This window comes from Phycicoccus sp. CSK15P-2 (assembly GCF_016888005.1).
Classification (GTDB): domain Bacteria; phylum Actinomycetota; class Actinomycetes; order Actinomycetales; family Dermatophilaceae; genus Phycicoccus.
In genome coordinates this window covers 12,447-36,820 of the sequence record NZ_JAFDVE010000027.1, presented here as the reverse complement: position 1 = coordinate 36,820, position 24,374 = coordinate 12,447, and the positions used below count along the sequence as shown (strand labels likewise).

General features: G+C 72.1%; 26 protein-coding genes. 15 read left to right on the top strand and 11 right to left on the bottom strand.

The features are described from left to right. Nucleotides 1-10: 10 nt before the first annotated feature. From JQN72_RS15650 to JQN72_RS15640, 3 genes are read right to left on the bottom strand one after another with little or no spacing between them, the layout of a single operon-like run. Nucleotides 11-1,195, bottom strand: a complete 1,185-nt coding sequence (locus JQN72_RS15650) for a hybrid-cluster NAD(P)-dependent oxidoreductase (RefSeq protein WP_204136066.1) — start codon at nt 1,193-1,195, stop codon at nt 11-13. Continuing rightward, nucleotides 1,192-2,472, bottom strand: coding sequence for an aromatic ring-hydroxylating dioxygenase subunit alpha (locus JQN72_RS15645; RefSeq protein WP_204136065.1), 1,281 nt, complete (start codon nt 2,470-2,472; stop codon nt 1,192-1,194). The genes JQN72_RS15650 and JQN72_RS15645 overlap by 4 nt, the downstream gene beginning before the upstream one ends. A gap of 19 nt (nt 2,473-2,491) precedes the next feature. Beyond that, entirely contained in the window at nt 2,492-4,549 is a 2,058-nt protein-coding gene (locus JQN72_RS15640) for an FAD-dependent oxidoreductase (RefSeq protein WP_204136064.1), read from the bottom strand. A gap of 57 nt (nt 4,550-4,606) precedes the next feature. On the opposite strand from JQN72_RS15640, the gene JQN72_RS15635 reads away from it, so the two are divergent. Next, entirely contained in the window at nt 4,607-5,551 is a 945-nt protein-coding gene (locus JQN72_RS15635; protein ID WP_307812744.1) for a LysR family transcriptional regulator, read from the top strand. Between the two features lie 12 nt (nt 5,552-5,563). On the opposite strand, the gene JQN72_RS15630 is transcribed toward JQN72_RS15635, so the two are convergent. The 3 genes from JQN72_RS15630 to JQN72_RS15620 form a co-directional block, all read right to left on the bottom strand. Further along, the gene (locus JQN72_RS15630) at nt 5,564-6,316 is read right to left on the bottom strand and encodes an SDR family oxidoreductase (RefSeq protein WP_204136063.1); all 753 of its coding nucleotides are present in this window, start codon (nt 6,314-6,316) and stop codon (nt 5,564-5,566) included. A 62-nt stretch (nt 6,317-6,378) separates the two neighbouring features. Then, the gene (locus JQN72_RS15625) at nt 6,379-6,597 is read right to left on the bottom strand and encodes an exodeoxyribonuclease VII small subunit (protein ID WP_204136062.1); all 219 of its coding nucleotides are present in this window, start codon (nt 6,595-6,597) and stop codon (nt 6,379-6,381) included. A gap of 10 nt (nt 6,598-6,607) precedes the next feature. Next, nucleotides 6,608-7,156 (bottom strand): hypothetical protein, encoded by a 549-nt coding sequence (locus tag JQN72_RS15620; RefSeq protein ID WP_204136061.1) that lies wholly within the window; start codon nt 7,154-7,156, stop codon nt 6,608-6,610. A gap of 94 nt (nt 7,157-7,250) precedes the next feature. On the opposite strand from JQN72_RS15620, the gene JQN72_RS15615 reads away from it, so the two are divergent. After that, a complete protein-coding gene (locus JQN72_RS15615; RefSeq protein WP_204136060.1) occupies nt 7,251-7,841 on the top strand; it encodes a TetR/AcrR family transcriptional regulator in 591 nt (196 codons plus the stop codon). A 4-nt stretch (nt 7,842-7,845) separates the two neighbouring features. Here the strand turns inward: JQN72_RS15615 and xseA are convergent, their stop codons facing one another. Beyond that, nucleotides 7,846-9,105 carry an exodeoxyribonuclease VII large subunit gene (gene xseA / locus JQN72_RS15610; RefSeq protein ID WP_204136059.1) on the bottom strand — a complete coding sequence of 420 codons (1,260 nt, stop codon included), beginning with the start codon at nt 9,103-9,105 and terminating at the stop codon, nt 7,846-7,848. A gap of 78 nt (nt 9,106-9,183) precedes the next feature. Here xseA and JQN72_RS15605 point away from each other — a divergent pair, with 78 nt between their 5' ends. From JQN72_RS15605 to JQN72_RS15595, 3 genes are all read left to right on the top strand, one after another. After that, nucleotides 9,184-10,197, top strand: a complete 1,014-nt coding sequence (locus JQN72_RS15605; protein WP_204136058.1) for a 4-hydroxy-3-methylbut-2-enyl diphosphate reductase — start codon at nt 9,184-9,186, stop codon at nt 10,195-10,197. A gap of 10 nt (nt 10,198-10,207) precedes the next feature. Next, nucleotides 10,208-10,660 carry a GNAT family N-acetyltransferase gene (locus JQN72_RS15600; RefSeq protein ID WP_204136057.1) on the top strand — a complete coding sequence of 151 codons (453 nt, stop codon included), beginning with the start codon at nt 10,208-10,210 and terminating at the stop codon, nt 10,658-10,660. A 101-nt stretch (nt 10,661-10,761) separates the two neighbouring features. Further along, nucleotides 10,762-11,997 (top strand): mechanosensitive ion channel, encoded by a 1,236-nt coding sequence (locus tag JQN72_RS15595; RefSeq protein WP_204136056.1) that lies wholly within the window; start codon nt 10,762-10,764, stop codon nt 11,995-11,997. A gap of 57 nt (nt 11,998-12,054) precedes the next feature. Here JQN72_RS15595 and JQN72_RS15590 read toward each other — a convergent pair whose 3' ends face one another. After that, nucleotides 12,055-13,242: a DNA recombination protein RmuC gene (locus tag JQN72_RS15590; protein ID WP_204136055.1), complete on the bottom strand. Its 1,188-nt coding sequence runs from the start codon at nt 13,240-13,242 to the stop codon at nt 12,055-12,057. Between the two features lie 114 nt (nt 13,243-13,356). On the opposite strand from JQN72_RS15590, the gene JQN72_RS15585 reads away from it, so the two are divergent. From JQN72_RS15585 to ychF, 3 genes are all read left to right on the top strand, one after another. Then, on the top strand, nt 13,357-13,848 hold the full coding sequence (locus tag JQN72_RS15585; protein WP_204136054.1) for a glutathione peroxidase: 492 nt from the start codon (nt 13,357-13,359) through the stop codon (nt 13,846-13,848). A 64-nt stretch (nt 13,849-13,912) separates the two neighbouring features. Further along, on the top strand, nt 13,913-14,425 hold the full coding sequence (locus JQN72_RS15580) for an NUDIX hydrolase (RefSeq protein ID WP_204136053.1): 513 nt from the start codon (nt 13,913-13,915) through the stop codon (nt 14,423-14,425). Nucleotides 14,426-14,696: 271 nt separating this feature from the next. Continuing rightward, nucleotides 14,697-15,782: a redox-regulated ATPase YchF gene (gene ychF, locus JQN72_RS15575; protein ID WP_204136052.1), complete on the top strand. Its 1,086-nt coding sequence runs from the start codon at nt 14,697-14,699 to the stop codon at nt 15,780-15,782. Between the two features lie 170 nt (nt 15,783-15,952). Here the strand turns inward: ychF and JQN72_RS15570 are convergent, their stop codons facing one another. Both JQN72_RS15570 and JQN72_RS15565 read right to left on the bottom strand, forming a co-directional pair. Beyond that, nucleotides 15,953-16,798: an IS5 family transposase gene (locus JQN72_RS15570; protein WP_204136051.1), complete on the bottom strand. Its 846-nt coding sequence runs from the start codon at nt 16,796-16,798 to the stop codon at nt 15,953-15,955. A 535-nt stretch (nt 16,799-17,333) separates the two neighbouring features. After that, nucleotides 17,334-17,972 carry a TetR family transcriptional regulator gene (locus tag JQN72_RS15565; RefSeq protein WP_204136050.1) on the bottom strand — a complete coding sequence of 213 codons (639 nt, stop codon included), beginning with the start codon at nt 17,970-17,972 and terminating at the stop codon, nt 17,334-17,336. 105 nt (nt 17,973-18,077) lie between these two features. On the opposite strand from JQN72_RS15565, the gene JQN72_RS18550 reads away from it, so the two are divergent. The 6 genes from JQN72_RS18550 to JQN72_RS15540 all read left to right on the top strand — a co-directional run bounded on the left by JQN72_RS18550 (nt 18,078) and on the right by JQN72_RS15540 (nt 22,238). Beyond that, nucleotides 18,078-18,752: a hypothetical protein gene (locus JQN72_RS18550; protein ID WP_239100736.1), complete on the top strand. Its 675-nt coding sequence runs from the start codon at nt 18,078-18,080 to the stop codon at nt 18,750-18,752. After that, a complete protein-coding gene (locus tag JQN72_RS18545; RefSeq protein WP_307812741.1) occupies nt 18,749-19,621 on the top strand; it encodes an SDR family NAD(P)-dependent oxidoreductase in 873 nt (290 codons plus the stop codon). Before JQN72_RS18550 ends, JQN72_RS18545 begins: the two co-directional genes overlap by 4 nt. A 150-nt stretch (nt 19,622-19,771) precedes the next feature. Further along, nucleotides 19,772-20,104, top strand: coding sequence for a DUF3024 domain-containing protein (locus JQN72_RS15555; protein WP_204136048.1), 333 nt, complete (start codon nt 19,772-19,774; stop codon nt 20,102-20,104). A 241-nt stretch (nt 20,105-20,345) separates the two neighbouring features. Continuing rightward, the gene (locus JQN72_RS15550; protein ID WP_204136047.1) at nt 20,346-20,807 is read left to right on the top strand and encodes a helix-turn-helix domain-containing protein; all 462 of its coding nucleotides are present in this window, start codon (nt 20,346-20,348) and stop codon (nt 20,805-20,807) included. A gap of 19 nt (nt 20,808-20,826) precedes the next feature. Further along, entirely contained in the window at nt 20,827-21,522 is a 696-nt protein-coding gene (locus JQN72_RS15545) for a nucleotidyl transferase AbiEii/AbiGii toxin family protein (protein ID WP_204136046.1), read from the top strand. Nucleotides 21,523-21,677: 155 nt separating this feature from the next. Beyond that, the gene (locus JQN72_RS15540) at nt 21,678-22,238 is read left to right on the top strand and encodes a type IV toxin-antitoxin system AbiEi family antitoxin domain-containing protein (protein WP_307812740.1); all 561 of its coding nucleotides are present in this window, start codon (nt 21,678-21,680) and stop codon (nt 22,236-22,238) included. A gap of 396 nt (nt 22,239-22,634) precedes the next feature. Here JQN72_RS15540 and JQN72_RS15535 read toward each other — a convergent pair whose 3' ends face one another. Further along, nucleotides 22,635-23,345 (bottom strand): J domain-containing protein, encoded by a 711-nt coding sequence (locus JQN72_RS15535; protein WP_204136045.1) that lies wholly within the window; start codon nt 23,343-23,345, stop codon nt 22,635-22,637. A gap of 131 nt (nt 23,346-23,476) precedes the next feature. Between JQN72_RS15535 and JQN72_RS15530 the strand changes: the two genes are divergently transcribed. Continuing rightward, nucleotides 23,477-24,364, top strand: a complete 888-nt coding sequence (locus JQN72_RS15530; protein ID WP_204136044.1) for a universal stress protein — start codon at nt 23,477-23,479, stop codon at nt 24,362-24,364. Nucleotides 24,365-24,374: the final 10 nt, after the last annotated feature.

Here is a 24,374-nt window from a genome sequence, read left to right as displayed (position 1 = left end):
CGAGGTCTCCTCAGGCGTCGACGACGATGTCGCCGACCGGGGTCGAGCAGCAGGGGAGGAACTTGTTCTGCGCCACCTCGCGCGGCCGGATACCGCCCTGGTGGTTCATGTCCACCGAGCCCGCGAGCAAGGTCGAGGTGCACGTCCCGCAGAGTCCCTCGGCGCAGGACGACGGTAGGCCGACGCCGGCGGCCGCGGCGGCCTCCAGCACCGTCGTCCCGGCGGGGCACGCGACCTCGCGGCCGCTGCGGGCGAAGCGGATGCTCGCCGGACGGGCCTGGTCCGCGACGTCGTCGGCGTCGCCCTCGGGCCCCGCCGTTCGCGCGGCGGACGCGACGGGTGCGGCGGTCGTGCCGAGCACGAAGGACTCCTCGTGACAGTGGTCGGGGTCGGCGCCACCGACCGTCAGTACCTCGCGGACCGCCGCCATGTAGCCGGGCGGGCCGCAGGTGAGCACCTCGCGGGTCGCGAGGTCCGGCACGAGGGCTGCGAGCTGGTCGGCGCCCACCCGTCCGCGGGGTCCGTCCCACCGGGGGAGCCCGTCGGCGGGGGAGGCGTCGTCCTCGCAGACCCACACGACCCGCACGGAGCCGTGCGCGGCGGCGACCGCCTCGACCTCGGCCCGGCAGACCAGGTCGGCGGGGGTGCGGGCGTGGTGGACGACGACGACGTCGACCGGCTCCGCGAGATCGGCGAGGGTCCGGAGGGTCGACAGGGTGGGGGTGATCCCACTGCCGGCCGACAGCAACAGGTAGGTGCGGGCCGGGTGGGCGGCCACGCTGAACCCGCCGAGCGGGCCTCGGGCCCGCACCCGGTCGCCGGGGCCGAACCGCTCGTGGAGGTACGGGCTGAGCCGGCCGCCGGGGACCCGCTTGACGGTGACGGTGAGCAGGTGCGGCCGCGTGGGGGGAGAGGAGATCGTGTAGCAGCGCTCCACGGTCTCGCCGTCGACGTCCGCGACGAGGGTGAGGTACTGCCCGGGCACGAACGCGAACCCGCGGGTCGTGGTCGGCTCCAGGACGAGCGAGACGACGTCGTGGGTGACCCGCAGGACACGGCGGCAGACGAGCTCCTCGTCGAAGGGCTCCTCGTCGGGAAGGACCCCGGCGCCGACGACCGTCGGGAGGTCCGGCACCACCCGCAGGTGCGGCTGCTCGGGCGCCGGGGTGGCGGGCTCGTGGTACGGCTGGGTCATCGCGACGCCTCCTCGCGCATCCGGTCGACGTACCAGGTGACGAAGGCGTCCACCTGGCGCTCGGGCTCGGTGTACGGGCCGGGCTCGTAGGCGGGGTCGGCCACGCCGCGCTGGGTGAGCCCGACGAAGACCGCGTCCTCCTCGTTCGTGTGCCGCCAGACCTCCGTGAGGGACTCGACGTCGTAGTCCACGCCCTCCTCGGCCTCCTCGTGCACGAGCCACGTCGTGCGGACCAGGGTGCGGTCGGCGCCCAGCGGCAGGGCCGCGAAGGTGACCACGTGGTCGGCCAGGGCGTGGACCCACACGTTCGGCTGGGCGTGGAACGTGACCCGACCGAGTCGGGGCTCGTCGAGGTCGCCCAGCAGCCGCCGGACCAGCCGGGAGCCGTCCCGGCTGAACGACTCGCCGAGGCCGTCGAGGGCCTCGCGGGCGATGCGGAACCCGAGCGGACGGTCGACGAGGTCCTCGACGAGCCGGTGGGGGATCCCGCGCTCGTCGCAGGCGAGCGCGAGGTCGGCCTCGGCGAGGAGGTACCTGTCGTGGGCCGCCCGCAGCCGCGGGGGCACCTGGTGGTCCTCGAGACCCCACGTCGGGAAGAAGGTGCGGAGCAGGTCGGGGTGCCCCTCGCAGTGGTAGCACTCGCGGTTGTTCTCCATCGTCAGCTTCCAGTTGCCGTCCTCGACGAGGTCGACCTGGGCGGCGACCTTGGTCCGGTCGAGGGCGTGCGGCGTGAGGTACGGCTCGACGACCTCGGCGACGGCGTCGACGTCCCGTGGCGGATCGGCCGCCAGACAGACGAAGACGAGACCGCCGACGACCCGGACAGCGACCCGTCGCAGCCCGAGGCAGGAGGTGTCGGTGCCCGCCGCCAGCTGGGGGGCGTGCCGGAGGAGGCCGTCCGTCCCGTAGGTCCACCGGTGGTAGCCGCAGACGATGTTGCCGACCGACCCCCGCGGCCCCTCGACGAGCCGGGCCCCGCGGTGCCGGCACACGTTGCGGAAGGCGGCCACCTGCTCGTCGTCGTCGCGCAGGACGAGCACCGAGACGGTGCCGAGCTCCACGGTCACGTAGTCGCCGGGCTCGCGGACCTCGGCGACCGATCCGACGAACACCCACTGCCGCTGCCAGATCAGCTCGAGGTCGAGCCGGTGCAGCGCCTCGTCGGTGTAGGCCGCGCCGGGGAGAGGGCGGCCGGGCGACCGCGCGTCGAGCACGTCGAGGAGCCGGGCCCGGTCGACGTCGGAGAGCGACGAGGGGGCGGACGGGGTGAGGGTCATGCGCGGGACCTCCCGGGGGTCACAGGACCATGCACAGGCGCAGGGCGTCGTACACGGCGGCGTGGATGTTCCGGCTCGCCACGGCATCGCCGACGCGGAAGAGCTGGTAGCGGCCGTCGGGGTCGGTGACCACGGTCTGGGGCGCGCCGGCGAGGAGGGCGGCGTGGTCCACCTCGCCGAGGTTGCTCGACCCCGGGACGAGGTCGAGGTAGAGCTCGTCGTTCGGCAGCGTCCCGTGCTCGACGACGACGTGGTCGACCACGCGGTCGACGGTGACGTCCGCGTAGTCGCTCGCCAGGGTCGCGACGAGCCGACCCCCGGCGTCCGGCCCGGCCCGCCGGACGGCCACGAGGCGCCGGGCCGGGGTGAGGGTGACGTCGTGCTCGGCGAAGACCCGCAGGTAGGCCGGGCTGTTCATGCTGCCGACGCCGATCCCCACCATCCGCTCCGGGGTGACGAGCTCGACCCGGGCCCCGGAGCGGGCCAGGTGCTCGGCGGCGTCGAGCGCGGGCTCCCCGCCGTGGTCGTCGAAGACGAGGACGCGGTGTCCCGGTCGCAGCGCGCCGCCGAGACCACCGAGGACGTCCCAGGTGTCCAGGACGAGGTCGGCGCCCACGGGCAGGAACTCGCGGTTCGGCAGTCCGCCGGTCGCGACGACGACGACGTCGGGGTCCTCCGCGCGCACGGACGCGGCGTCGGCGAGCATCCCGTAGCGGAGCTCGACGCCGCTGTGCTTGGCCTCCTGGACCCGCCAGTCGATGATGCCGACGAGGTCGCGGCGACGGGCCGAGGACGCCGCCAGGAGCACCTGGCCACCCGGACGGTCGGCCGCCTCGAGGAGGAGCACCTCGTGCCCCCGCTCGCCGAGGACCCGGGCCGCCTCGAGTCCGGCCGGGCCGGCCCCGACGACCACCGCGCGCCGCCTGCGTCCGACGGTCGGTGCGATGACGTGGGGGACGGTGCGTTCGCGGCCGGTCGCCGGGTTGTGGATGCACTTGGCGTCACCGGACTCGTAGATGGCGTCGAGGCAGTAGCTGGCCCCGACGCACGGGCGGACCCGGTCCTCCTCGCCGCGGGCGACCTTCGCGACGAGGTGGGGGTCGGCCAGCTGCGGGCGGGTCATCCCGACGAGGTCGAGCAGGCCGTCGCGGATGGCGTGCCGGGCGGTCGACACGTCCCCGATGCGGGCGGCGTGCATGACCGGGATGTCGACGGCCCGACGCACCTGGCCGGCGAAGTCGAGGAACGGCGCGGTCGGGGTACCCATCGACGGGATCGTCGCGGCGAGCCGGGCATCGCTGTCGAGGCCGCCCTTGATGACCGACAGGAAGTCGACGCCGTGCACCGCGTAGCGACGCAGGACCCCGAGGGTGTCCTCGAGGCCGAGCCCGTCCGGGAGGTCCTCGTCCATCGCCATCCGCAGGCCGACGACGAAGTCCGGCCCCACGGCGGCCCGGACCGCCTCCAGCACCCGCATCGGGAAGACGAGCCGGTTCTCCGGGCTGCCGCCGAAGGCGTCGTCGCGGTGGTTCGTCGCGGGGGAGGCCCACGCGTCGAAGAGGTGGCCGTAGGACTCGATCTCGATGCCGTCGAGGCCGGCCTCGCGGCAGCGGGCGGCGGCGTCGGCGTAGTCGCGCACGATGCGGTCGAGGTCCCATGCCTCCGCCTGCTTGGGGAAGGAGCGGTGCTGCGGCTCGCGCAGCGGCGAGGGGTAGACGAGCGGGAGCCAGTCACCGGACGTGCTGCTCGTGCGGCGCCCGAGGTGGGTCACCTGGCACATGATGGCGGCGCCGGCCTCGTGCACGTCGTCGGCGAGACGGCGCAGCCACGGCACGACCTCGTCCTTGTACAGGAGCATGTTGCCGAAGGCCGGCGGGCTGTCGGGGGAGACGACCGCGGACCCGCCGACCATCGTCAGGCCGACGCCGCCGCGGGCCTTCTCGAGGTGGTAGAGCCGGTAGCGGTCCTTGGGCATGCCGTCCTCGGTGTACGCCGGCTCGTGCGAGGTGCTGACGACGCGGTTGCGCAGGGTCAGGCCGCGGAGGCGGTAGGGGTCGAGAAGCGGGTCGAGCTGCACGGCACCAGCGTGAGGCGCGTGACTGTTGCAGAAAAGCGGACGTTTTAGCACGGAAACGTGCAATTCTTTCCCATGATCGACCCCCGGCTCCGCTCCCTTCGTGTCGTCGCCCGGTGTGGGACCATCACCGCCGCCGCGGAGGACCTGGGGTACACGCCGTCCGCGCTGTCGCACCAGATCCGCACGCTCTCCCGGGACCTCGGCACCCCCCTGCTCGAGCCCGACGGCCGGCGGGTGCGGCTCACGGCGGCGGCGGGCACGCTGCTGCGTCGGGCCGACGGCCTCATCGCGCACTGGGAGGACATCCGGGCCGACGTGCACCGCACCTCCGGGCACGCGCTCGGCCGGCTCCGGCTGGCCGGCTTCTCGACGGCCGCCTCCGCGATGCTGCCGAGCGTGGCCGTGGCCGCCGTGCGGGCCTTCCCGGACTCCGAGGTGCGGATCATCGAGGCCGAGCCGCTCGCCTGCTTCGACATGCTGCTCGCCGAGGCTGCCGACGTGGCCGTCGTGGTCGGCACCGCGACGCTTCCCCCGACCGACGACCCGCGCTTCGAGCAACGCCCGCTCGTCGACGACGCCCTCGACCTCCTCGTCCCGGTGGGGCACCGGCTCGCCGAGCAGGAGCGGGTGCGGCTCTCGGACGCCGCGGACGAGCCGTGGATCATGGACCGGCCGGGCTCGGCGCACCACCACCTCGTCTCCACGGCCTGCGCGGCCGCGGGCTTCAACCCGCGGCAGGCCCACGAGGTCACCGAGTGGGACACCGGCGCGGCGCTGGTCGCGGCCGGGTTCGGCGTCGCTCTCGTGCCGCGTCTCGCGCGGGTCCCGGGCGAGGACGAGACGGTCCGGGTGCCGCTGCGCGGCGACCCCACCCCATCGCGGCACGTGCGCACGAGCGTTCGGGCCGGCACGTCCGAGCAACCGGAGATCGCACTCGCCCTGCGCGAGCTGCGGGTCGTCGCGGCCCGGGTGGCCGCCGCGGGAGGCGTCACGCGGCGTTGACGCCGCGGCGGCTCACCAGGCGCAGAAGCCGCCGTCGACGAGCAGGTCGGCGCCCGTGACGTAGGAGGCCCTGCGCCCCAGCAGGAAGACGACCGGCTCGGCGATCTCCTCGACCTCCGCGAACCGGCCCATCGGGGTCTCGGACTCGAACCGCGCCTCGAGCTCCGGAGCGATGTCCGCGGTCATCGGGGTGCGGGTGTAGCCCGGGCTGAGCGAGTTGACCCGGATGCCCGCGGCCGCCCACTCGACCGCGAGGGCCTTCGACACGTGGATGACACCGGCCTTGGCGGCGCTGTACGCGGCGTGGCTGACGCCCCGGTTCACGATGTGGCCGGACATCGAGGCGATGTTGACGATGGCACCGCCCCCGGAGGCGAGCAGGACGTCGTGCTCGGCCTGGCAGGCGAACATCACGCCGTCGAGGTCGATGTCGAGGACCCGCTTCCAGTCCTCCGCCGACACGGTCGCGGACTGCACGAGAGAGTCGACGCCTGCGCAGTTGACCGCGTACGACACCGGGCCGAGCTCGGCGGACCGGGCGACCGCGGCGTGGACGGCGTCCCGGTCGCGGACGTCGACCGCGAGGACGAGGTGCGGCACGCCGGCGGCGCGGCAGACCTCCGTCACCCGGGTGGTGTCGGCGTCGGGGTGGTCGAGGCACGCGACGGCGACGCCACGGGACGTCAGGGCCTCCACGACCGCGAGCCCGATGCCCCGGGCCGCCCCGGTGACGACGGCGACGTGTCCGGCGACGAGGTCCTGCACGTGTCCTCCCGGTGTGGGGCTGGGGCGGCGAGCGGATGCGGTTGCGGTGCGGGCGGGCCGGCTCACTCCTCGGGCCCGGCGATGCGCTCCTCGGCGCGGTCGAGCCAGGTGGAGCAGTGCGCGGCGAGCGCCTCGCCCCGCTCCCAGAGGCGCATGCTCTCCTCGAGGCCGACCTGGCCGCTCTCGAGCCGGGCCACGATGTCGACGAGCTCGTCGCGGGCCTGCTCGTAGCCGAGGTCGGCGACGTCGGCGTTCGCTGCGGGGGCGGCGTCCTTCGGCATGGTCACGAGACTAGCGACGGGGACCGACCGGGTCGGGGCGAGGGCGCACCGTGTAGCTGAGGCTCACGGCGGCGTCGATGACGAGGACGACGCTCCACAGGCCGAGGGTGTGCAGGAACGGCCCGGAGCGGTTCGGGTCGCCCGCCATGAGGACCGCCACGCCGAGGAGAGCCGCGCCGACGACATAGGCGACCAGGTGCCGCAGGAGCATCCGGCGTTCGTGGGCGGCGTGCGCCTGCCCGTACCGGGGGCGGGGCCGCGGGGCGGGAGCGCCGGCGAGGCGGTGCGCGACCCGCTCGTCCGCCCGACGGACCATCGTGCGGCCGAAACCCACGGAGACGCCGACGTAGACGGCCGCGAGCGCGTGTCCCGTGCTCGCCGTGCCGCCACGCCGGAGGTCGGCGACGGCGACGACGAGCAGTGCGAGGTCGACGAGCGGGGTCGCGAGCAGGAGGGCTGCGCCGAGCCGCGCGCGGTGCAGGGCGTACCGGGCGACCAGGCCCGCGACGACGAGCACCCAGAAGAGCACCTCACAGCCCACGATGACGGCGTACAGCACCTCGCCCGCACCTCCACTCCTTTTTCTGACACGACCGTACTAGAAAAGGGTGTGGACGCACGCCGGTCCGGGCGAGCACTGGTAGACAGGGCCCGTGCCCAAGGTCGTCGACCACGACGAGCGTCGCGTGCGCATCGCCCACGCGCTGCTCGACGTCGTCCGGCGGGACGGCGTGGGAGCGGTGTCGGTGCGCTCGGTCGCCGCCGCCGCCGACCTGTCAACCGGCTCGCTCCGCAACACCTTCCCGAGCCGCGCAGGGCTCGTCGGCTTCGCCATGACCGCCGTGGCGGAGCGGGTGACCGCACGGGTGGAGGCCCGCGCCGCGCAGGGAGCCACGGATGTCGAGGGGCTCACCGACCTGTGCTGCGAGGTGCTGCCGCTCGACGCCGAGCGGCTCGCGGAGGCCGAGGTGTGGATGGAGCTCGTGGTCCTGGGACGCACCGACGCCGCGTTGCGCGAGCGGTCCGTCGCGACCCACGAGGCCCTGGGTCGGTTCTGCGCCGGGGTGGTCACCCACCTGCGTCCGGGCCCGGTCCGGGACGTGGCGTCCGACGCGGCGGGGCTGCACGCGATGCTCGACGGTCTCGCGCTGCACGCCGTGCTCCATCCGGACCGCTTCGACACCGGCCGGGCCCGCGAGGCCGTCCGGGACCACCTCGCGGCCCTCGCGCGTGGTCGCGGCTGACGGCTCAGGCCGTCGCGGCGTCCTGCCCGGCGACGCGGGCGCCGAACTCTCCCCGGGCGACCCGGACCTGCAGGAGCTCGTCGGAGGAGAGGTCGGCCGGGTCGTCGACTACCGCCCCGTCCGCGTGCTGCACCACCGCGTAGCCACGGTCGAGCGTGGACTGCGGGGAGAGGGCGCGGGCCTGGGTGCGAAGGTGCGCCACCCGGTCGCGGTCGCGGTGCAGTCGGGCCTCGGCGCGGTGCCGGGCACGGTGGCGCAGGGCGTCGACGGCCTCACGCTGGGCACGGACGAACGCGCCCTTGTCGGCCAGGACCGGCCGGCCGGACAGCTCGGCGACCCGCCGGCGCTCGTGGTGCAGGCGTGCGGCGAGCGCGCGACGGCCGCGCTCTCCGGTGGCCTCCACGCCGCGGCGCTCGGCCTCGGCGTCCGGGACGACCGCCTTCGCGGCGTCCGTGGGGGTCGAGGCGCGGTGGTCGGCGACGAGGTCGAGGAGCGGGGAGTCGACGTCGTGGCCGATCGCGCTGACGACCGGGGTGGTGGCCGCTGCCACGGCCCGCAGGAGGGTCTCGTTGCTGAACGGCAGGAGGTCCTCGACGCCCCCGCCGCCACGCGCGACGACGACGACGTCGACCTCGGGGAGCGCGTCGAGCTCCTGGAGGGCCGCCGTGACCTCGGCGACGGCGTTCGTGCCCTGGACGGCCACCTGCCGGATCTCGAAGCGTGCGCTCGGCCAGCGGCGCAGGGTGTTCTCGACGACGTCCTTCTCGGCGGCGCTGGCCCGCCCGCACACGAGGCCGATCGTGCGCGGCAGGAAGGGCAGGGGACGCTTGCGGTCGCGGTCGAAGAGCCCCTCCTGCGCGAGGTGGCGCTTGAGGTACTCCAGCCGCGCCAGCAGCTCGCCGACACCGACCGGGCGGATCTGCCGGGCGTCCATGACGAGCGAGCCGCGCTGGGTCCAGAACGACGGCTTGGCCTGGAGGACGACGCGCGTCCCCTCGGAGAGCGGACCGGCCATGGCGTCGAGGGCGTTGACGTGGACGCTGCACGACAGGCTCATGTCGACGTCCGGGTCGCGCAGCGTCAGGTACGCGGTCCGCGCGCCCGGCCGGCGGGTCAGCTGCACGATCTGCCCCTCGACCCACAGCACGGACATCTTCTCGACGTACTCGCCGATCTTCATCGACAGCAGCCGCACCGGCCAGGGCTGCTCGGCGGTGGTGTCGGCGGCCCGTTCGGGCAGTGCCGGTCGCGCCGGGGTCGTCATGGGGGAACTCTAGGGTCCGCCGCCGTCAGGGACCCCGGTGATTCGGGTCGTCGGGGGCCCGGCACCTACGATGGGGGGATGACCGAGACCACCAAGCGCGTGCTCCTCGCGGCCCCCCGCGGCTACTGCGCCGGGGTGGACCGGGCCGTCGTCACCGTCGAGAAGGCCCTCGAGCTCTACGGGGCCCCGGTGTACGTCCGCAAGCAGATCGTCCACAACAAGCACGTCGTCACGACGCTCGAGAAGCGGGGCGCGATCTTCGTCGAGGAGACCGACGAGGTGCCCGAGGGTGCCACCGTCGTCTTCTCCGCGCACGGTGTCGCGCCCGTCGTCCACCAGGAGGCGCAGGCGTTGAACCTGCGCACCATCGACGCGACGTGCCCGCTCGTCACCAAGGTCCACCGCGAGGCCGTCCGCTTCGCCGACAGCGACCACGACATCCTCCTCATCGGCCACGAGGGCCACGAGGAGGTCGTCGGCACCGCGGGTGAGGCGCCCGAGCACGTCACGCTCGTCGACGGCCCGGACGATGTCGCGAACGTCGAGGTCCGCGACCCGGACAAGGTCGTCTGGCTGTCCCAGACGACGCTGTCGGTCGACGAGACGATGGAGACCGTCCGCCTGCTGCGCGAGCGGTTCCCCAACCTCCAGGACCCGCCCAGCGACGACATCTGCTACGCCACCCAGAACCGTCAGCTGGCCGTGAAGCAGATGGCGCCGGACTGCGACCTCATGGTCGTCGTCGGGTCCCGCAACTCGTCGAACTCGGTGCGCCTCGTCGAGGTCGCGCTCGAGCACGGCAGCCGGGCGGGGCACCTCGTGGACTACGCCGAGGAGATCGACGACGCCTGGCTGCAGGGCGTGGGCACCGTCGGCGTCACGTCCGGGGCATCGGTGCCGGAGATCCTCGTCCGGGGCGTCCTGGACCACCTCGCCGCGCACGGTTTCGAGGACGTCTCGGCCGTCACGGCCGCGGAGGAGTCGATCGTCTTCGCTCTGCCCAGCGACATCCGCCGCGACCTCAAGGCCGCCGGCATGTCGGACACGATGAAGCACGACGCCGCGGACACCGAGGTCGGCGCGCTGCGCTGACGGTGCCGTGATGGACGCTCGCGTCGCGGTCGCGACGACCCCGGAGGAGCTGGCCGTCGCCGGCCGGCTGCTGCACGAGTTCAACACTGCCCACGACGACCCGTCTCCTGGGCCGGACGCGCTGGCCGCGCGACTGGCGGTGCTCGTCGCGCGGGACACCGACGTGCTGTTGGGCGACGAGGAGGGGGTGGCTGTCGTCCGGTACCGACCGTCGCTGTGGGCCCCGGAGGACGAGGCGTACCTGGCTGAGCTGTGGGTCGACCCGTCGGCGCGCGGCACCGGGCTCGGCCGGGCCCTGCTGCGGGGCACCCTGGAGCGGGCCCGGGAGCGCGGCTGCCCGTGGTTCGAGCTGTCGACGAGCGAGGACGACGTCGCCGCCCGCGCGCTGTACGAGAGCGAGGGTCTGCACGCGACCGAGGGAGTCGGTGGGCCCGTCGCGTACCACTACGAGATCGACCTGTGAGGCCCTGACCTGCGCTGTCGAACCTTGCTGGGGCTTCCGTCAAATGTTTGTTCAAGGTAGGTTCGGGTCACTCGACCCGACACTCGAAGGACGGACACGCCATGGACTCCTCGTCGACGATCGACTGGGGCTCGATCCTGGTCAAGGTGATCACCGCGATCGCCATCCTGCTCATCACCTGGGCACTGGCCAAGGCGGTGACCTGGGCCTTCGCCAAGCTCGCCACCCACGTGTCGGCGCTCAACCAGAGCTCCGAGGACGGCCGGAGCATCGGTGCCACCCTCGGGCGCATCGCGTCCCTGGTCGTCTGGCTGTTCGGTCTCATCGCCGTGCTCCAGGTGTTCGACCTCACCGAGGTCCTCGCCCCGATCCAGTCGTTGCTCAACGGCGTGATGGGCTTCCTGCCCAACCTCATCGGTGCCGTCTTCGTCTTCGTCATCGGCGCGCTGATCGCGAAGGTCGTGCGGCAGCTCGTCGAGACGGCGCTCGGGGCCGTGCCGTTCCAGAAGTGGTTCGGGCGGGCCGGAGGCGAGGAGCTGACCGGCAACACGAACATCGCCCGCACGCTGGCGCTGATCCTCTACGCGCTCATCATGATCGTCGTCGCGATCGCGTCGCTGCAGATCCTCGGCATCTCGTCCATCTCGGAGCCCGCGACGCAGATGCTGCAGACGATCTTCGACGCCGTCCCGAACATCGTCGCGGCGGCCCTGATGCTCGCGCTCGGCGTCGTCATCGCGCGGTTCGCCGCGAACCTGCTCGGCGACATCCTCGAGGGGACCGGCGTCGACCGGTCGCTGCGGTCGATGGAGGTCGTCCCGGAGGGCCGCAGCGCGGTGCCGACGATCACACGCGTCGTCCAGATCGCTATCGTGCTGTTCTTCGCGGTGATGGCCGCCCAGCTGCTGAACTTCCCGGTCATCACGGAGTTCCTCGCCCGAGTGCTCGAGCTCGGCGGGAAGGTCGTCTTCGGCGCGGCAGTGATCGCGGCCGGGTTCTTCATCGCCAACCTCATCGCCCGGACGGTCGCCGGCACCGCAGGCCAGATCGCCCGGTGGGCGACCGTCGTGCTGTTCGTGGCGATGGGCCTGACCTTCATGGGCATCGCCACGGAGATCATCGTCCTCGCCTTCGGCTCGCTCGTCGTGGGCGCCGCGGTGGCTGCGGCGCTGGCTTTCGGGCTGGGCGGACGCGAGGCCGCCGGGCGCGTGCTCGAGCGGGCCCAGCAGCGGATGGAGGCCGCCGACGGCGCCGCCGCCGCGGCGCCCACGGCCCCGGCACGGCCGGCGCGGTCCACGGGCCGGACGACGAAGAAGGCGGCTCCGCCCGCAGAGTGACCGGCGGAGCCGTGGACCGGGAGGGGTGCGTCCCCTCCCGCTACACGGTGTCCGGGGTCAGCCGGCGTCGCGGCGGACCGCCGCGTCCGAGCCGGGTGCGTCGATGATCTCGGGGCGACGCTCGGGCTCGGTCACCGCGTCGATGAGCTCCTGCGCGGTGAGCGGCCGGGGCCCGGACCGGACCGGCTCGAGCGCGGGCAGGTCGTCGGTGACGACCTCGAGGTCCTGCATACGTCGGGCGGTGACGAGGACGCGCGACTCGAGCGCACCGACCATCGCGTTGTAGGCCTCGACGCTGCTCTGCAGGCTGCGCCCGACCTTGGCCGTGTGCGCGCCGAGGGTGCCGAGCCGGGCGTACAGCTCGCGGCCGAGGTCGAGCAGCTCGCGGGCGCTGCGGGAGAGGGCGTCCTGCTGCCAGGTGAAGGCGACGGTGCGCAGCAGCGCCATGAGGGAGCCCGGGCCGACGAGCACGACGCGTCGCCCGAGGGCGGCCTCGTGCAGCCCGGGCCGCGCGGCGAGGGCCGCGGCGAGCATCGCGTCGGAAGGGACGAAGCAGACGACCATCTCGGGCCCCTCACGGAACGCCGACCAGTACTCCTTGGCCGCGAGCGCGTCGACGTGCCCGGCCATCCCCGCGGCGTGCCGCTCGAGCAGCGCCGTGCGCTCGTCGTCCGGGATGTCGTCGGCCTGGGCGTCGAGGAAGTGGGTCATCGGGGCCTTGGCGTCGACGACGAGGCACCGGCCGCCCGGCATCCGCACGACGACGTCCGGCCGGACCCGGCGCTCGTGGGCACTGACCGCCGACACCTGTTCGTCGAAGTCGCAGCGGGGGAGCATCCCCGAGGCCTCGAGCACGCGGCGCAGCTGGACCTCGCCCCACGCGCCGCGGACCGAGGACGAGCGCAGCGACCCCGCGAGCGACGCCGTGGCCCGTCCGACGCCCTGCGTCTCGGCCTCGACCCGGCCGAGCAGCGCACGCAGCGAGCCGAACTGCTGGGCGCGGTCCTTCTCGAGCACGCCCACGTGCTCCTCGACCCGCACGAGGGCGTCCTTGAGCGGCGCGAGGAGGGCCGCGGTCTCCATGTCCTCCGCCAGCGAGGTCTCGAGGTCGACGACGCGGTCACGGAGCAGGTCACGCTCGGTCTCGGCCGCGGCGACGCGTGCCGCGACGAGCAGCCTGGCCACGACCGCGCCGAGCACGGCACCGACGAGGAGCCCGGGCAGCAGCCACATCCATCCGTCCATGGGCGCAACCGTGCCAGGGCCCACCGACAGGGCCCGGCAATCCACGCCGGGCGCCGGTCCGAACCCCTCCTGACCCTCGTGGCCGCCCCGCGACCCCACCGGAAGGACACCGCCGTGACCGTGCTCCAGGACTTCTCCGCGACGACCCTCCAGGGGGCGCCGAAGGACCTCGACGACTACGCAGGCCAGGTCGTGCTCGTAGTCAACACCGCGAGCAAGTGCGGCTTCACCCCGCAGTACGAGGGCCTCGAGCGGCTGTGGCAGGAGTTCCGCGACCAGGGCCTGGTGGTCCTGGGCTTCCCGTGCAACCAGTTCGGCAGCCAGGAGCCGGGCGGCGCCGACGAGATCGGCGAGTTCTGCCAGATGAACTACGGCGTCACCTTCCCGATGTTCGAGAAGGTCGACGTCAACGGCGACGACGCGCACCCGCTCTTCCAGTGGCTGCGCCGCGAGGCGAGGGGCGCGCTCGGCAGCGAGAAGATCAAGTGGAACTTCACGAAGTTCCTCGTCGGGCGGGACGGCGCGGTCATCACCCGATTCGGCTCGAACACCAAGCCCGAGAAGCTGCGCGGCCCCATCGAGAAGGCCCTCGGGGCCTCGGCCTGACCCGGGCCGGCCCGTGCCGACGGTGCCCACGCCGCCGTCGGCGCGGCCGGGTAGCGTGCCTGGCATGGCGCGACGCGAGGAGACCGAGGCCCAGCGCCTCAAGCGGATCGCCATCCTCAACGCGCGGCTGCCGAAGAAGCGCAACATCGCCCAGGGCCTCCTGCGCGACCCCGAGGGCCGCGTGCTGCTCTGCGAGCTGACGTACAAGCCGGAGTGGGACCTGCCAGGAGGGGTCGTCGACCCCGGCGAGCCGCCGGCCTCCACCGTCGTGCGGGAGATCTCCGAGGAGCTCGGCCTCGACGTCGCCGTCCGCGGGCTGGTCGCAGTCAACTGGCTGCCCCCCTGGCGTGGCTGGGACGACGCGCACCTGTTCCTCTTCGACCTGGGTGTCCTCGACGTCGAGCTCGACCCTGCCCGCTTCCTGCCGCGCGAGATCGTCGACGCGCACTGGGTCGCACCCGGTGAGACAGCCCGGCACGTCGCGCCGTACACCGCCCGGATGCTCGAGTCGGTGGCCGAGTGGGAGCCCGGCTCCACGCTCTACCTCGAGGACGGCGGGCCGGTCACCGGGATCTGAGCGTCGGCGGCTGCGGGGCAGCGCCTCGACGACGAGCGGGATACATCCAGGCGCGGCATCCGGCCAGATCGTGCCCCAGCGACGGGCGGGATACATCCAGGCCTGGGCATCCGCCTGTGCTGTGCTCGGCCGCGGGTCGCGGCACGGGCTCGATGTATCCGGCCCGTTCGCGCCGGCCCCTGATTTCGCCCGCTCACCGTCCCTGCGGCACGATGGGTGGCTGCGCCGTGGACCGTCACCGGCGCCCACCCTGTGAGGAGAGGACCGCCCCGTGGCGCTCACCATCGGCATCGTCGGCCTTCCCAACGTCGGCAAGTCGACGATGTTCAACGCCCTGACGAAGAACGACGTCCTCGCGGCGAACTACCCGTTCGCCACGATCGACCCCAACGTCGGTGTCGTGCCGCTCCCGGACTCCCGTCTCGGGCGCCTCGCCGAGATATTCTCCTCCGAGAAGGTCCTCCCGGCCACGGTGTCCTTCGTCGACATCGCCGGGATCGTCCGCGGGGCCTCCGAGGGGGAAGGCCTCGGCAACAAGTTCCTCGCGAACATCCGCGAGGCCGACGCCATCTGCCAGGTCGTGCGCGCGTTCGAGGACGGCGACGTCGTGCACGTCGACGGCAAGGTCTCGCCGGAGTCCGATATCGAGACCATCCACACCGAGCTCGTCCTCGCCGACCTCCAGACCCTCGAGAAGGCCGTGCCGCGGCTCGACAAGGAGGTCAAGGGCAAGAAGACCGACAAGGCGGTCCTCGACACCGCGCTCGCCGCGCAGAAGGTGCTCGAGGAGGGCAAGACGCTCTACGCCGCGGGGGCCTCGGCCGGCGTCGACCCGGTGCACGCCCGCGAGCTGGGGCTGCTCACGACCAAGCCGTTCATCTACGTCTTCAACCTCGACGAGGACCAGCTCGCCGACACTGACCTGCACGCCCGACTCGCCGAGGTCGTCGCCCCCGCCGACGCGGTGTTCCTCAACGCCAAGCTCGAGATGGACCTCGTCGAGATGGAGCCGGACGAGGCCCTCGAGATGCTCCAGGGCTTCGGCGCCGAGGAGTCCGGCCTCACCCAGCTCGCCCGCACCGGCTTCCACACCCTCGGCCTGCAGACCTACCTCACGGCCGGCCCGAAGGAGTCACGCGCCTGGACCATCCGCCAGGGATGGACCGCGCCGCAGGCCGCCGGGGTCATCCACACCGACTTCCAGCGGGGCTTCATCAAGGCCGAGATCGTGTCGTTCGAGGACCTCGACGAGCTCGGCTCGATGGCGGCTGCGAAGTCCGCCGGCAAGGTCCGGATGGAGGGCAAGGACTACGTCATGCAGGACGGCGACGTCGTGGAGTTCCGCTTCAACGTCTGAATCGGCTCGTTACCGCAGGTCAGAAGGGGTGTGACCCTTCGCAGTCCGCAAAGGATTCAGCCTGATGGGTAGGAGCGGTCGCTGCCGAGCCCGCACCTCCAGACTCGCCGGGGGTCAGTTCGCCCGTCCGACCCGAGTTGGCTCATTTGCTTAGAGATCGCGCGGGTAGGTCAGGGTCGCCGTGGGGGGCGGGTGTGCCAGCGGTGGGTGGTCCAGGCGGTGTGGATGAGGCGTCTGGTGATGATGATCGTGTTGGCGAGGGCGATGAAGGCGTCGATGACGCGGGTTGGTCGTTCGGTGCAGATGGCGAGTTTCTTGAAGCCGCGGTTGTGCCAGGAGTTGGTGCGCTCGATGACCCAGCGTTTCCCGGCTTGGAGTGGGGATCCTTTGGTGCTGATCACGCCGTGGCAGCCGAGCTCGTCGAGTAGGTCGCGGGTCTTGGCCGAGTCGTAGCCGGCGTCGAGGTGGACGGTGATCTGCTCGGGCAGCCCGACCCCGAGGCATTCGTCGAACCGGGCGAGGTGTTCCAGGGTGGGCCGTAGCAGGGGGGAGTCGTTCCGGTTGGCGCCGGCGCTCACGCACCCGAGGGGGATCCCGGCGCCGTCGACCAGCAGCGAGCGTTTGGTGCCGAGCTTGCCTCGGTCGACCGGGGATCGCCCGGCGGCTTGGCCGCGGCAGGGTGCTTTGACCAGGCAGCCGTCGACGGTGACGTTCTCCAGGTCCAGGCCCACGACCTGGTCGTAGGCGGTCAGTGCGAGCTGCTCGAGCCGGGTGAAGACCCCGGCGGTGATCCACTCGTCCCGTCGGGTGCGGATGGTGGTGGCCGAGCAGGTCGAGTCGGCGATCTTGGCGTAGGAGACGCCCACGACGAGGACCTGGACGAGTTTGCCGAACACGACCCGGTCGGGGATGCGGGGGTTGTGGCATCCGAGGGGGTGGGTGTCGATGATCTCGGGGACCAGCGCCTCGAACTGGTCCCACACGGGGTCAATGACCCAAGATGGGACGGCGGGCACGGCGGTGTCTGCTGAACAGTAGGTTCTCACAAGTCCCACTGGTAACAGCCGCCGTGCCCGCCTCGCTGTCACGCCAAGCCGTCACCTACCCGCGCGATCTCCTAGCTGACGCTGAATTGAGGGGGCCCGCGGACGCGCCACCGATCGCGCGATGAAGCGTGGAGCGGCCCATGGCCGAGCTCGGCCTGGCCAGCGCGGTGCGTGCGGCTCGACACGAGTGGAGGGCCGCGCACCGTGACCCGCACCGATGGCGGGAGATGTCAGCAGCTCGCAGCCGCGAGAGCGGTGACGTGCGTGTTCCGCGCCTGTGAGCGCCTACCTCGTGCCGGTGTCAAGGCCGAGCGCCCTGCCAGGCTCGGCGGTGCCCGCGAGGTACTCGTCGCGGGCACCGCACGGCTTACCGGCAGTTGGTGAGGCGTTTGGTCGCGCTCGTGGTCGTTGCCGGAGCTTCGTTGGAGACGGCGGTCCGGATGGCGCGGGCGGTGGCCGAGAGATTCTCAGGCGCGCGGGTTGCCGGAATTGAGGGCCGCGCGGCTCATGTTTGCGTTGGTGGTTGGGCCTGGTCCGCGAGGGTGAGGGTGCCGAAGGCGGCGTCGACCAGGGCGGCGAGGTCGGTGGTGGCGTCGGTGGCCGCCCAGGCGTCGGTGGCGGCCTCGAGAGCGGCGAGAGCGGCGGCGGCCAGGGTTCGGACGGTGAGCGAGTCCGGCGGCTCGCGGAGCCGGGCGGCCAGGGCCGCGCCGATCAGACCCTGCCAACGGTGGTGCTTCTCCAGCTCGCGAGCGCGCAAGCTGGGCGCACTGGTGATCAGCCGGGTCCGCGCGAGCGCCCATTCCCGATCCTCGGACTCAGACCCGACGGCGGCAACGACCGCGGTCCGCAGCGCGTCCCAGGGATCGAGGTCCTCGGGCTGAGCGCCGAGTCCCTCGGCGATCCGCTCGCCCACTGGTTCCACGGCAGCCAAGACGGCGTCCTCCTTGCCACCGAAGTAGCGGAAGAACGTCGCCCGGGAGACTCCCGCCTCCGCGGCGATCTCCGCCACCGTAACGCCATCGAAGCCGCGGTCGACCAGCAGCCGGATGGCGGTCGCCGCGACCTCCTGGCGCATCGCCTGGCGCAATCTCGGTCGCAACGGGGTCCCCGGGGTGCTGTTCGGGGAGATCTCCGAACTGTTCATCGCGATCTAGTCTATACATGCGACTCAGTCGCACTATGAGTCGCCGAATCGTCCCGTGTGGTCGGCCCCGACCACTCCCGGCCATCCTGATAGAGGAGAAATCTCATGAGTACTGTGCTCGACCGCCTGGTCACCGACGCCCGCAACCGGCCGGGGTCCATGCACACCCTCAACACGATGCTGATGTCGGGGAAGGTGCCGACACCGGTGCTGGTGGTGTCCGCCGCCTCGGCACCGCTGATCATCGGCGGCGGCCTGACCTTCGGTATCGGACTGATCCGCGACTCCGGCAGCTCAGCGCTCGCCGGCCTCTTGCTCGCCGCGGTGCCGTTGCTGATGCTCGCCATGGTGGTGGTGCGCGGCCTGACCGAGCGGGTGACCGGCGTGGTTTACGCCCTCGCCCTGGGCGGTGGGATGGTGACGCTGGCCTTCGACGCACCCGATGCGACGATCACCACGTTCGCCCGGGCACTCGCGCTGGTCGCGGGCCCGGCACTGCTGGCGGCGATGGTGTTCCACCCCAGCGCGAACCTCCCGGGCGCGATCGTCCACCGACACTGGCCGATGGTGCATGTGGGGGAGTCGCTCACCCACGCCTTGATGGCGCTGAGCCTGGTCGCGGTGATCGCCACCGCGCCGCTCACGGCCACCATGATCTGGGCGGGCGCGGCGTTCAGCCTGGGGCTGCTCGCTGCCGGGATCTTCTGCTGGGGCGAGGCCTTCCACTTCCCACTCCTGGCCGCGACCATGGACGTATCCCACGGGCCGGAGCACCGGTGAGCGGAGAGCACCGGCCCACGGGGCCGTCGGAGCCCACGGACGCGGCCAAGACCATCGTGATCACCGGAGCCAGCGACGGCATCGGCGCCGCCGCGGCCCGGCAGGCCGCCGGCGCCGGGCACCGCGTGGTCGTGATCGGCCGTACCCCGGCGAAGACCCGGGCCGTTGCCGCGGAGATCGGCGCGCCGTACCACCTGGCCGACTTCGCCGACCTGCGGTCGGTGGCGGCGCTGGCCGACGACCTCCTCGGCACCTACGACCGCATCGACGTGCTCGCCAACAACGCCGGCGGGGTCTTCGCCGAGCGCACGCTCACCCCCGACGGTGTCGAGCAGACCTTCCAGGTCAACCATCTCGCGCCCTTCCTCCTCACCACCCGGCTGATGCCGCTGCTCACCGCGCGGCCCGGCGCCAGGCTGATCCAGACCTCGAGCGTCGCAGCCCGGAGCGTGCGGCCACCCGACGTGGCCGACCTCCAGCTCGAGCACGGATACCGGCCGATGAAGGCCTACTCCTACGCCAAGCTCGCCAACGTCTGGTTCACCCTCGAGCTCCACTGCCGCTTCGGACCAGCCGGCCTAATCGCCACTGCCTATCACCCCGGCGTCACCGCCTCCAACTTCGGCAGCACCGGCTCACCGCTGGTCCACTCGGCCCTCCACAACCCGCTCGTCAGGCGACTCCTCGCCACCCCCGACGCCGGCGCCCGTCGGATGCTCTGGCTGGCCACCGCACCCCCCGACGCGGGCTGGCGCCCGGGCGCCTACCACCAGCGCAACCGACCGACCGGCTTCGCTCAGTCACCCACAGCCGCCAAACTCGCCCACGACCTGTGGACGATCAGCGAGGACCTCATCGCCAAGGTCTGACAACAACGCGCCCAGCATCAAGCAGATACTCCGGCCCGACTCGTGCCACCGGGGTACGTCATTCGGGCTCGGTGGGACGGTCCGCACGCCCGTCGACCGGCCCGCGCTTCGGCGGGGCCCGCTCGCTCCACTCGATGGCACGCTGATGTCGTGGCGCTTCCCGAGACCGATCTGCTCCGCATCCGCCTCTGGGCGCGTGAGCGCGTGCCCGAGCACCTCTGGGACGACCTGAAGGTCGAGGCCGACATCGGCGATCGACACGTCGACATCGTCGAGGTGCGACCACCGTGGGACGGTCTTGGTGGGCACTCCCGGTTCCCGATCGCCCGGCTGCGCTATACGCAGTCGACGGGCCGATGGGTCATCTACTGGCGCGACCGCAACCTGAAGTTCCACGAGTACAAGCGCAAGCGCCCGATGAAGAACGTCCAGGCGCTCCTCGGCTACATCGAGACCGGCGGCGATCCGATCTTCTGGGGGTAGTGGGCCCGAGCCCGGAGCGTGTCTCCGTCGGCGCAGTGGGCTTCGCCATCCGGCTCTACGAGCCCGTCGGAACAGGTGATGGCCACACTGTCGATGCGACCTGACCGCTGGGCGTTCTGCGTGGACGAGGTCGTCAGCGGGCACGGCCAGCTGCGCGTTTGGCTGTCCCCGTCTGACCGAGAACCCGCATGAAGTGTTTCTCATGATTGACATGAAGGGCCAAATGACTAAAATGAGAAACGTGCCAGCCCGTAGTCCGTACACGAGCCCCGAGCAGCAGGCGGATCTCGAACGCCTAGGCGCCCGACTGCGCGAACGTCGGAAGGCCCTCGGTGTCACGGTGGTCGCCTGTGCCGAAGCTGCTGGGGTGTCGCGTGTCACCATGCACAGGATCGAGTCAGGCAACCCCTCGGTCACGATCGGCGCTTACGTCAACGTTGCGGCCGCACTCGGACTTCACCTCGTCGTTCCGATCCTCGACGCTCCGGCAGGAGAACCGGCGACGATCACGGTCGGCGACTACCCCGGTCTTCGCGCGCTGGCATGGCAGACCGACGCCGGCACCACCATCACCGAGACGGAGGCGCTCAACCTCTACGAACGCGGTTGGCGACACCTCGACCAGGACACCCTCACCGATGACGAGAAGGCGTTCATCCAGCACCTCGCAGACACCTACAGCAATGGAAGGCTCCTTGTTTAGGCGGCTCCACCACCAACGGGTGGGCGAAGTGCTCTCGATGCTCGACGCGCCGCTCCTGGCCGAGCACAACTGCTGGTTCGGAGGCGGCACCGCGATCGTGCTCGCCAACGGTGAGTTCCGCGAGTCGGTCGATATCGACTTCCTGGTCTCCGACCTGCAGTCGTACCGAAAGCTGCGCCAGATCGTCAGGGACAATGGGCTCGACGCTCTGGCTACACGCGAACTGGAGTTGGGCCGAACACCCTCTGTCGACGGCTACGGGATCCGGACGTCGGTGATCGTGGCTGGGGTTGCGATCAAGCTCGAGATCATCCATGAGGGTCGCATCGATCTCGACAATCCCTCTACGGACCAAGAGATTTGCGGGATACGGCTCCTGACGCGCACCGACCAGGTGGCCACCAAGCTGCTCGCCAACGACGACCGCTGGGCAGACACCTCCACGTTCAGCCGCGACCTGATCGACCTGGCCATGATGAAACCCGACACCGCCGCCCTGAAGGCCGGCGCGTACAAGGCGGTCGATGCATACGGCGAGACGGTCGGCAAGAGCCTCGACAAAGCAGTCGCCTACCTCCGCGATCGCCCGCACCGTCTCGACGAGTGCATGCAAGCACTCAAGATCGATGCGCCCCGGGCAGTTGTCTGGCAGAGCATCCGCGACCTGTCCGCAAGGTCCGCGAAGATCGAAGGCCTCGGTCGACGCTCGGTCTAGCCCCACGTGACGTCGGTGAGTCCGCGAGGAAGACCTCAGGGTCTCCGACCGTCCAGCGGTCCGCAAACAGTCCGCAGGAGGTCCGGCCAGGCTGTGCCAGATGCGGTCATGGGCAGGCGGTCGCGATTGTCTCCACGTGACTCCTGGCACAAGGCGTGAAGTACCGGGACCTGGTGCGCGAGATCGCGCTCGGGGAGTACGGCTTCATCACCACGAAGCAGGCGGCCTCGGCTGGTGTTCCGGCGGTCGAGCTCCGCAAGCTGGCTGCCCGAGGCGCTCTCGTCAATGTCGCGTATGGGATCTACCGGGTTCCGGACGCGCCCGGCACTCCTTTCGACCAGTTCGCCGAGGCACTGCTGAGGGTGGGGGAGAACTCCTACCTGCGTGGCGACTCCGTGTTGGCGCTGTTCGGTCTTGCTGACGTGAACCCTCGGACGATCCGTGTCGTCGCGCCGAAACGGACACGGGCCCGGTTCCCAGCGTTCATGGCGGTGAGCGCGCCGCCTCCTGGTGAGGCTCCCAGCCTCACTCGGTACGCGGGCCTGCTGGCGATGCGGGTGGCTGACGCGATCCTGGACTGTCGCGGCCGGATCGAGCCGACGCGACTACGAGAGGCGGCCCGGGATGCTCGCAAGGAGGGCCTGGTGACCCGTGCCGAGTACGCGAAGCTCCAGCGCGAGCTCGGAAAGGCTCTTGATGGGACGGCTGGCTCATGACGTACTCGACGCCACCACCCAACCTGAGGTCGCTCGAGGAACGGATCCGCAACCCCGAGTCCGATGACACCGGGTCGCTCCGCCGGCAGACGACCATGGCCATGGTCGTCGTGGGGCAGATGCTCCCCGAGGGTGCGGTGAAGGGGGCGTGCAGCTCGGGCTCCCTCTGCGCGAGCGTAGATGCTCCCCGAGGGTGCGGTGAAGGGTGGCACCGCGATGGCGCTCCGTTACGGGCGGGTCGAGGATCACAGCGCGCGCCTCCTCAGGTGAGGACGATCTCGACATCCTCGGCGACGGGCCGATGGGTCGACTTCGGCGCGGCCTTGCGGACTACCGTGGTCATCGTGGCGATGAGCCCATCGGAGTTCGACGGGTGGCCGCTTCAACGTCTGACGGCTACGTCAGGGCGAGCACCGCGACGAACACCACCGCGACGAACACGACCACGCCGGCCACCCCGGCCTCCACGGGGGAGAGCCCACGCACCACGCGGCCCAACGCCGAGGCCCGGGACGCGGCGGCGTGCCCCTCGGGCAGCTCGTCCCCGTCGGAGTCGACGTGGACCACACGGACGTGGAGGTCGCCGGCCGGCGAGCCGTTCCTCCCCGGCCCACCCCGGCCCTCGAAGGTCAGGACGCTGCCGTGGGCGGGCCGGGCCGGCACGACGATCGGCCGCCCGCCGTTGTTCGGGACGAGCGTGCCACCACGCTCCCAGCGCTCGCGGGTCAGCGGCAGGACCGACTCCTGGTCCGCGCCGCGTGAGGTGCCGCCGGACGGCGGTGGTGCGGGCGTGACCGGGGACGGGGCCGGTGCGGACCCGCGGTGCAGCCGCAGCCGCTCGTCGTACCCCTGACGGTCCGGGCCGGTGAGGATGCTGCGCGCCTCGGTGAGCAGACGTGCGCGCTTCTCGGCGGCGGCCCGCTGGGCGGCCTCGTCGCCCGCGTGCTGGTCCGGGTGGGCCTCGCGCATCCCCCGCGCGAAGGCCTTGCGGATGGTGGCGCCGTCGGCGTCCTCGGGCACGCCGAGCACGTCGTAGTAGCTCGGGTCGTAGGACTCCGTCGCCACGCCGCCTCCCTGCATCCGCTCGCCGTCGTGTGTGGAAGCCATCATGGCGGATCCCGTTCAGCCCGCGTGACCTGGCCCGACGGTCTCACCGGCTCGGGCCGCGGGCGCCGCTGTGAGTCCGGGGACTGCGTCCGCGCGTCACCGGGAGCAGACTGGTGCCACAGGAGGTCACGATGAACGAGGCAGCCGACGCGACCACGGCACGAGGCGTCCTCGCGGCGCTCGACGCCTCCGCCCACGACGACGCCGTCACCGCGTGGGCGGTCGCGGAGGCCGAGCGCACGGGTGAGCCGCTCCGCCTGGTCTCGGTCGTCGACGCCGGCCTGCAGTTCGGCTCGGTGCAGGCCCTCGCCGTGGGCGAGCCCAACCTCTCCGAGGATCTGGAGCGCAGCACGCGCACCCACCTCGACGAGGTCGCCGCAGCCGTGCGGGCGGAGCATCCCGGGCTCGACCCGCAGGTCGAGGTGCCCTGGGGTCCCACCGCCAGCGGTCTGGTCCACGCCTCGGAGACCGCCGCGCTGCTCGTCATGGGGTCACCGGCCCACCGCGGCTTCGGCTCCGTCGTCATGCCGGTCATGGCCCATGCGCACTGCCCCGTGCTCGTCGTGCCCGCGGGGACGGCGGCCCGCCGGGCCCGACACGTCGTCGTGGGCGTGGACGGCAGTGAGCCCAGCCTGCGCGCCCTGGACTTCGCGCTCGGCGCCGTCGACCCCGACGGTGGGTCGGTCACGTGCGTCGTCGCGTGGCGCAGCGAGATCGAGACCGGGATGCTCGTCACCTACCCCGTGGTGGACTCGTTCGTCGAGATCGACGACCGCTACGCGGCGGCACTCGACGAGGCCGTGGCGCGCGTCGCACCCGACCACCCCGACGTGCCCACCACGACCGTCGTCCGCCACGGCCCCACCGCGGCGGTTCTCGCCGACGTCGCGTTGGAGCAGGACGCCGACCTCCTCGTCGTCGGCAGCCGCGGGCACGGCGGGTTCGCCGGGCTCCTGCTCGGCAGCGTGAGCCGCCGGGTCGTCGGCTCGGCCGACCGGCCGGTGGCCGTCGTGCACTGAGCGCCGGGGG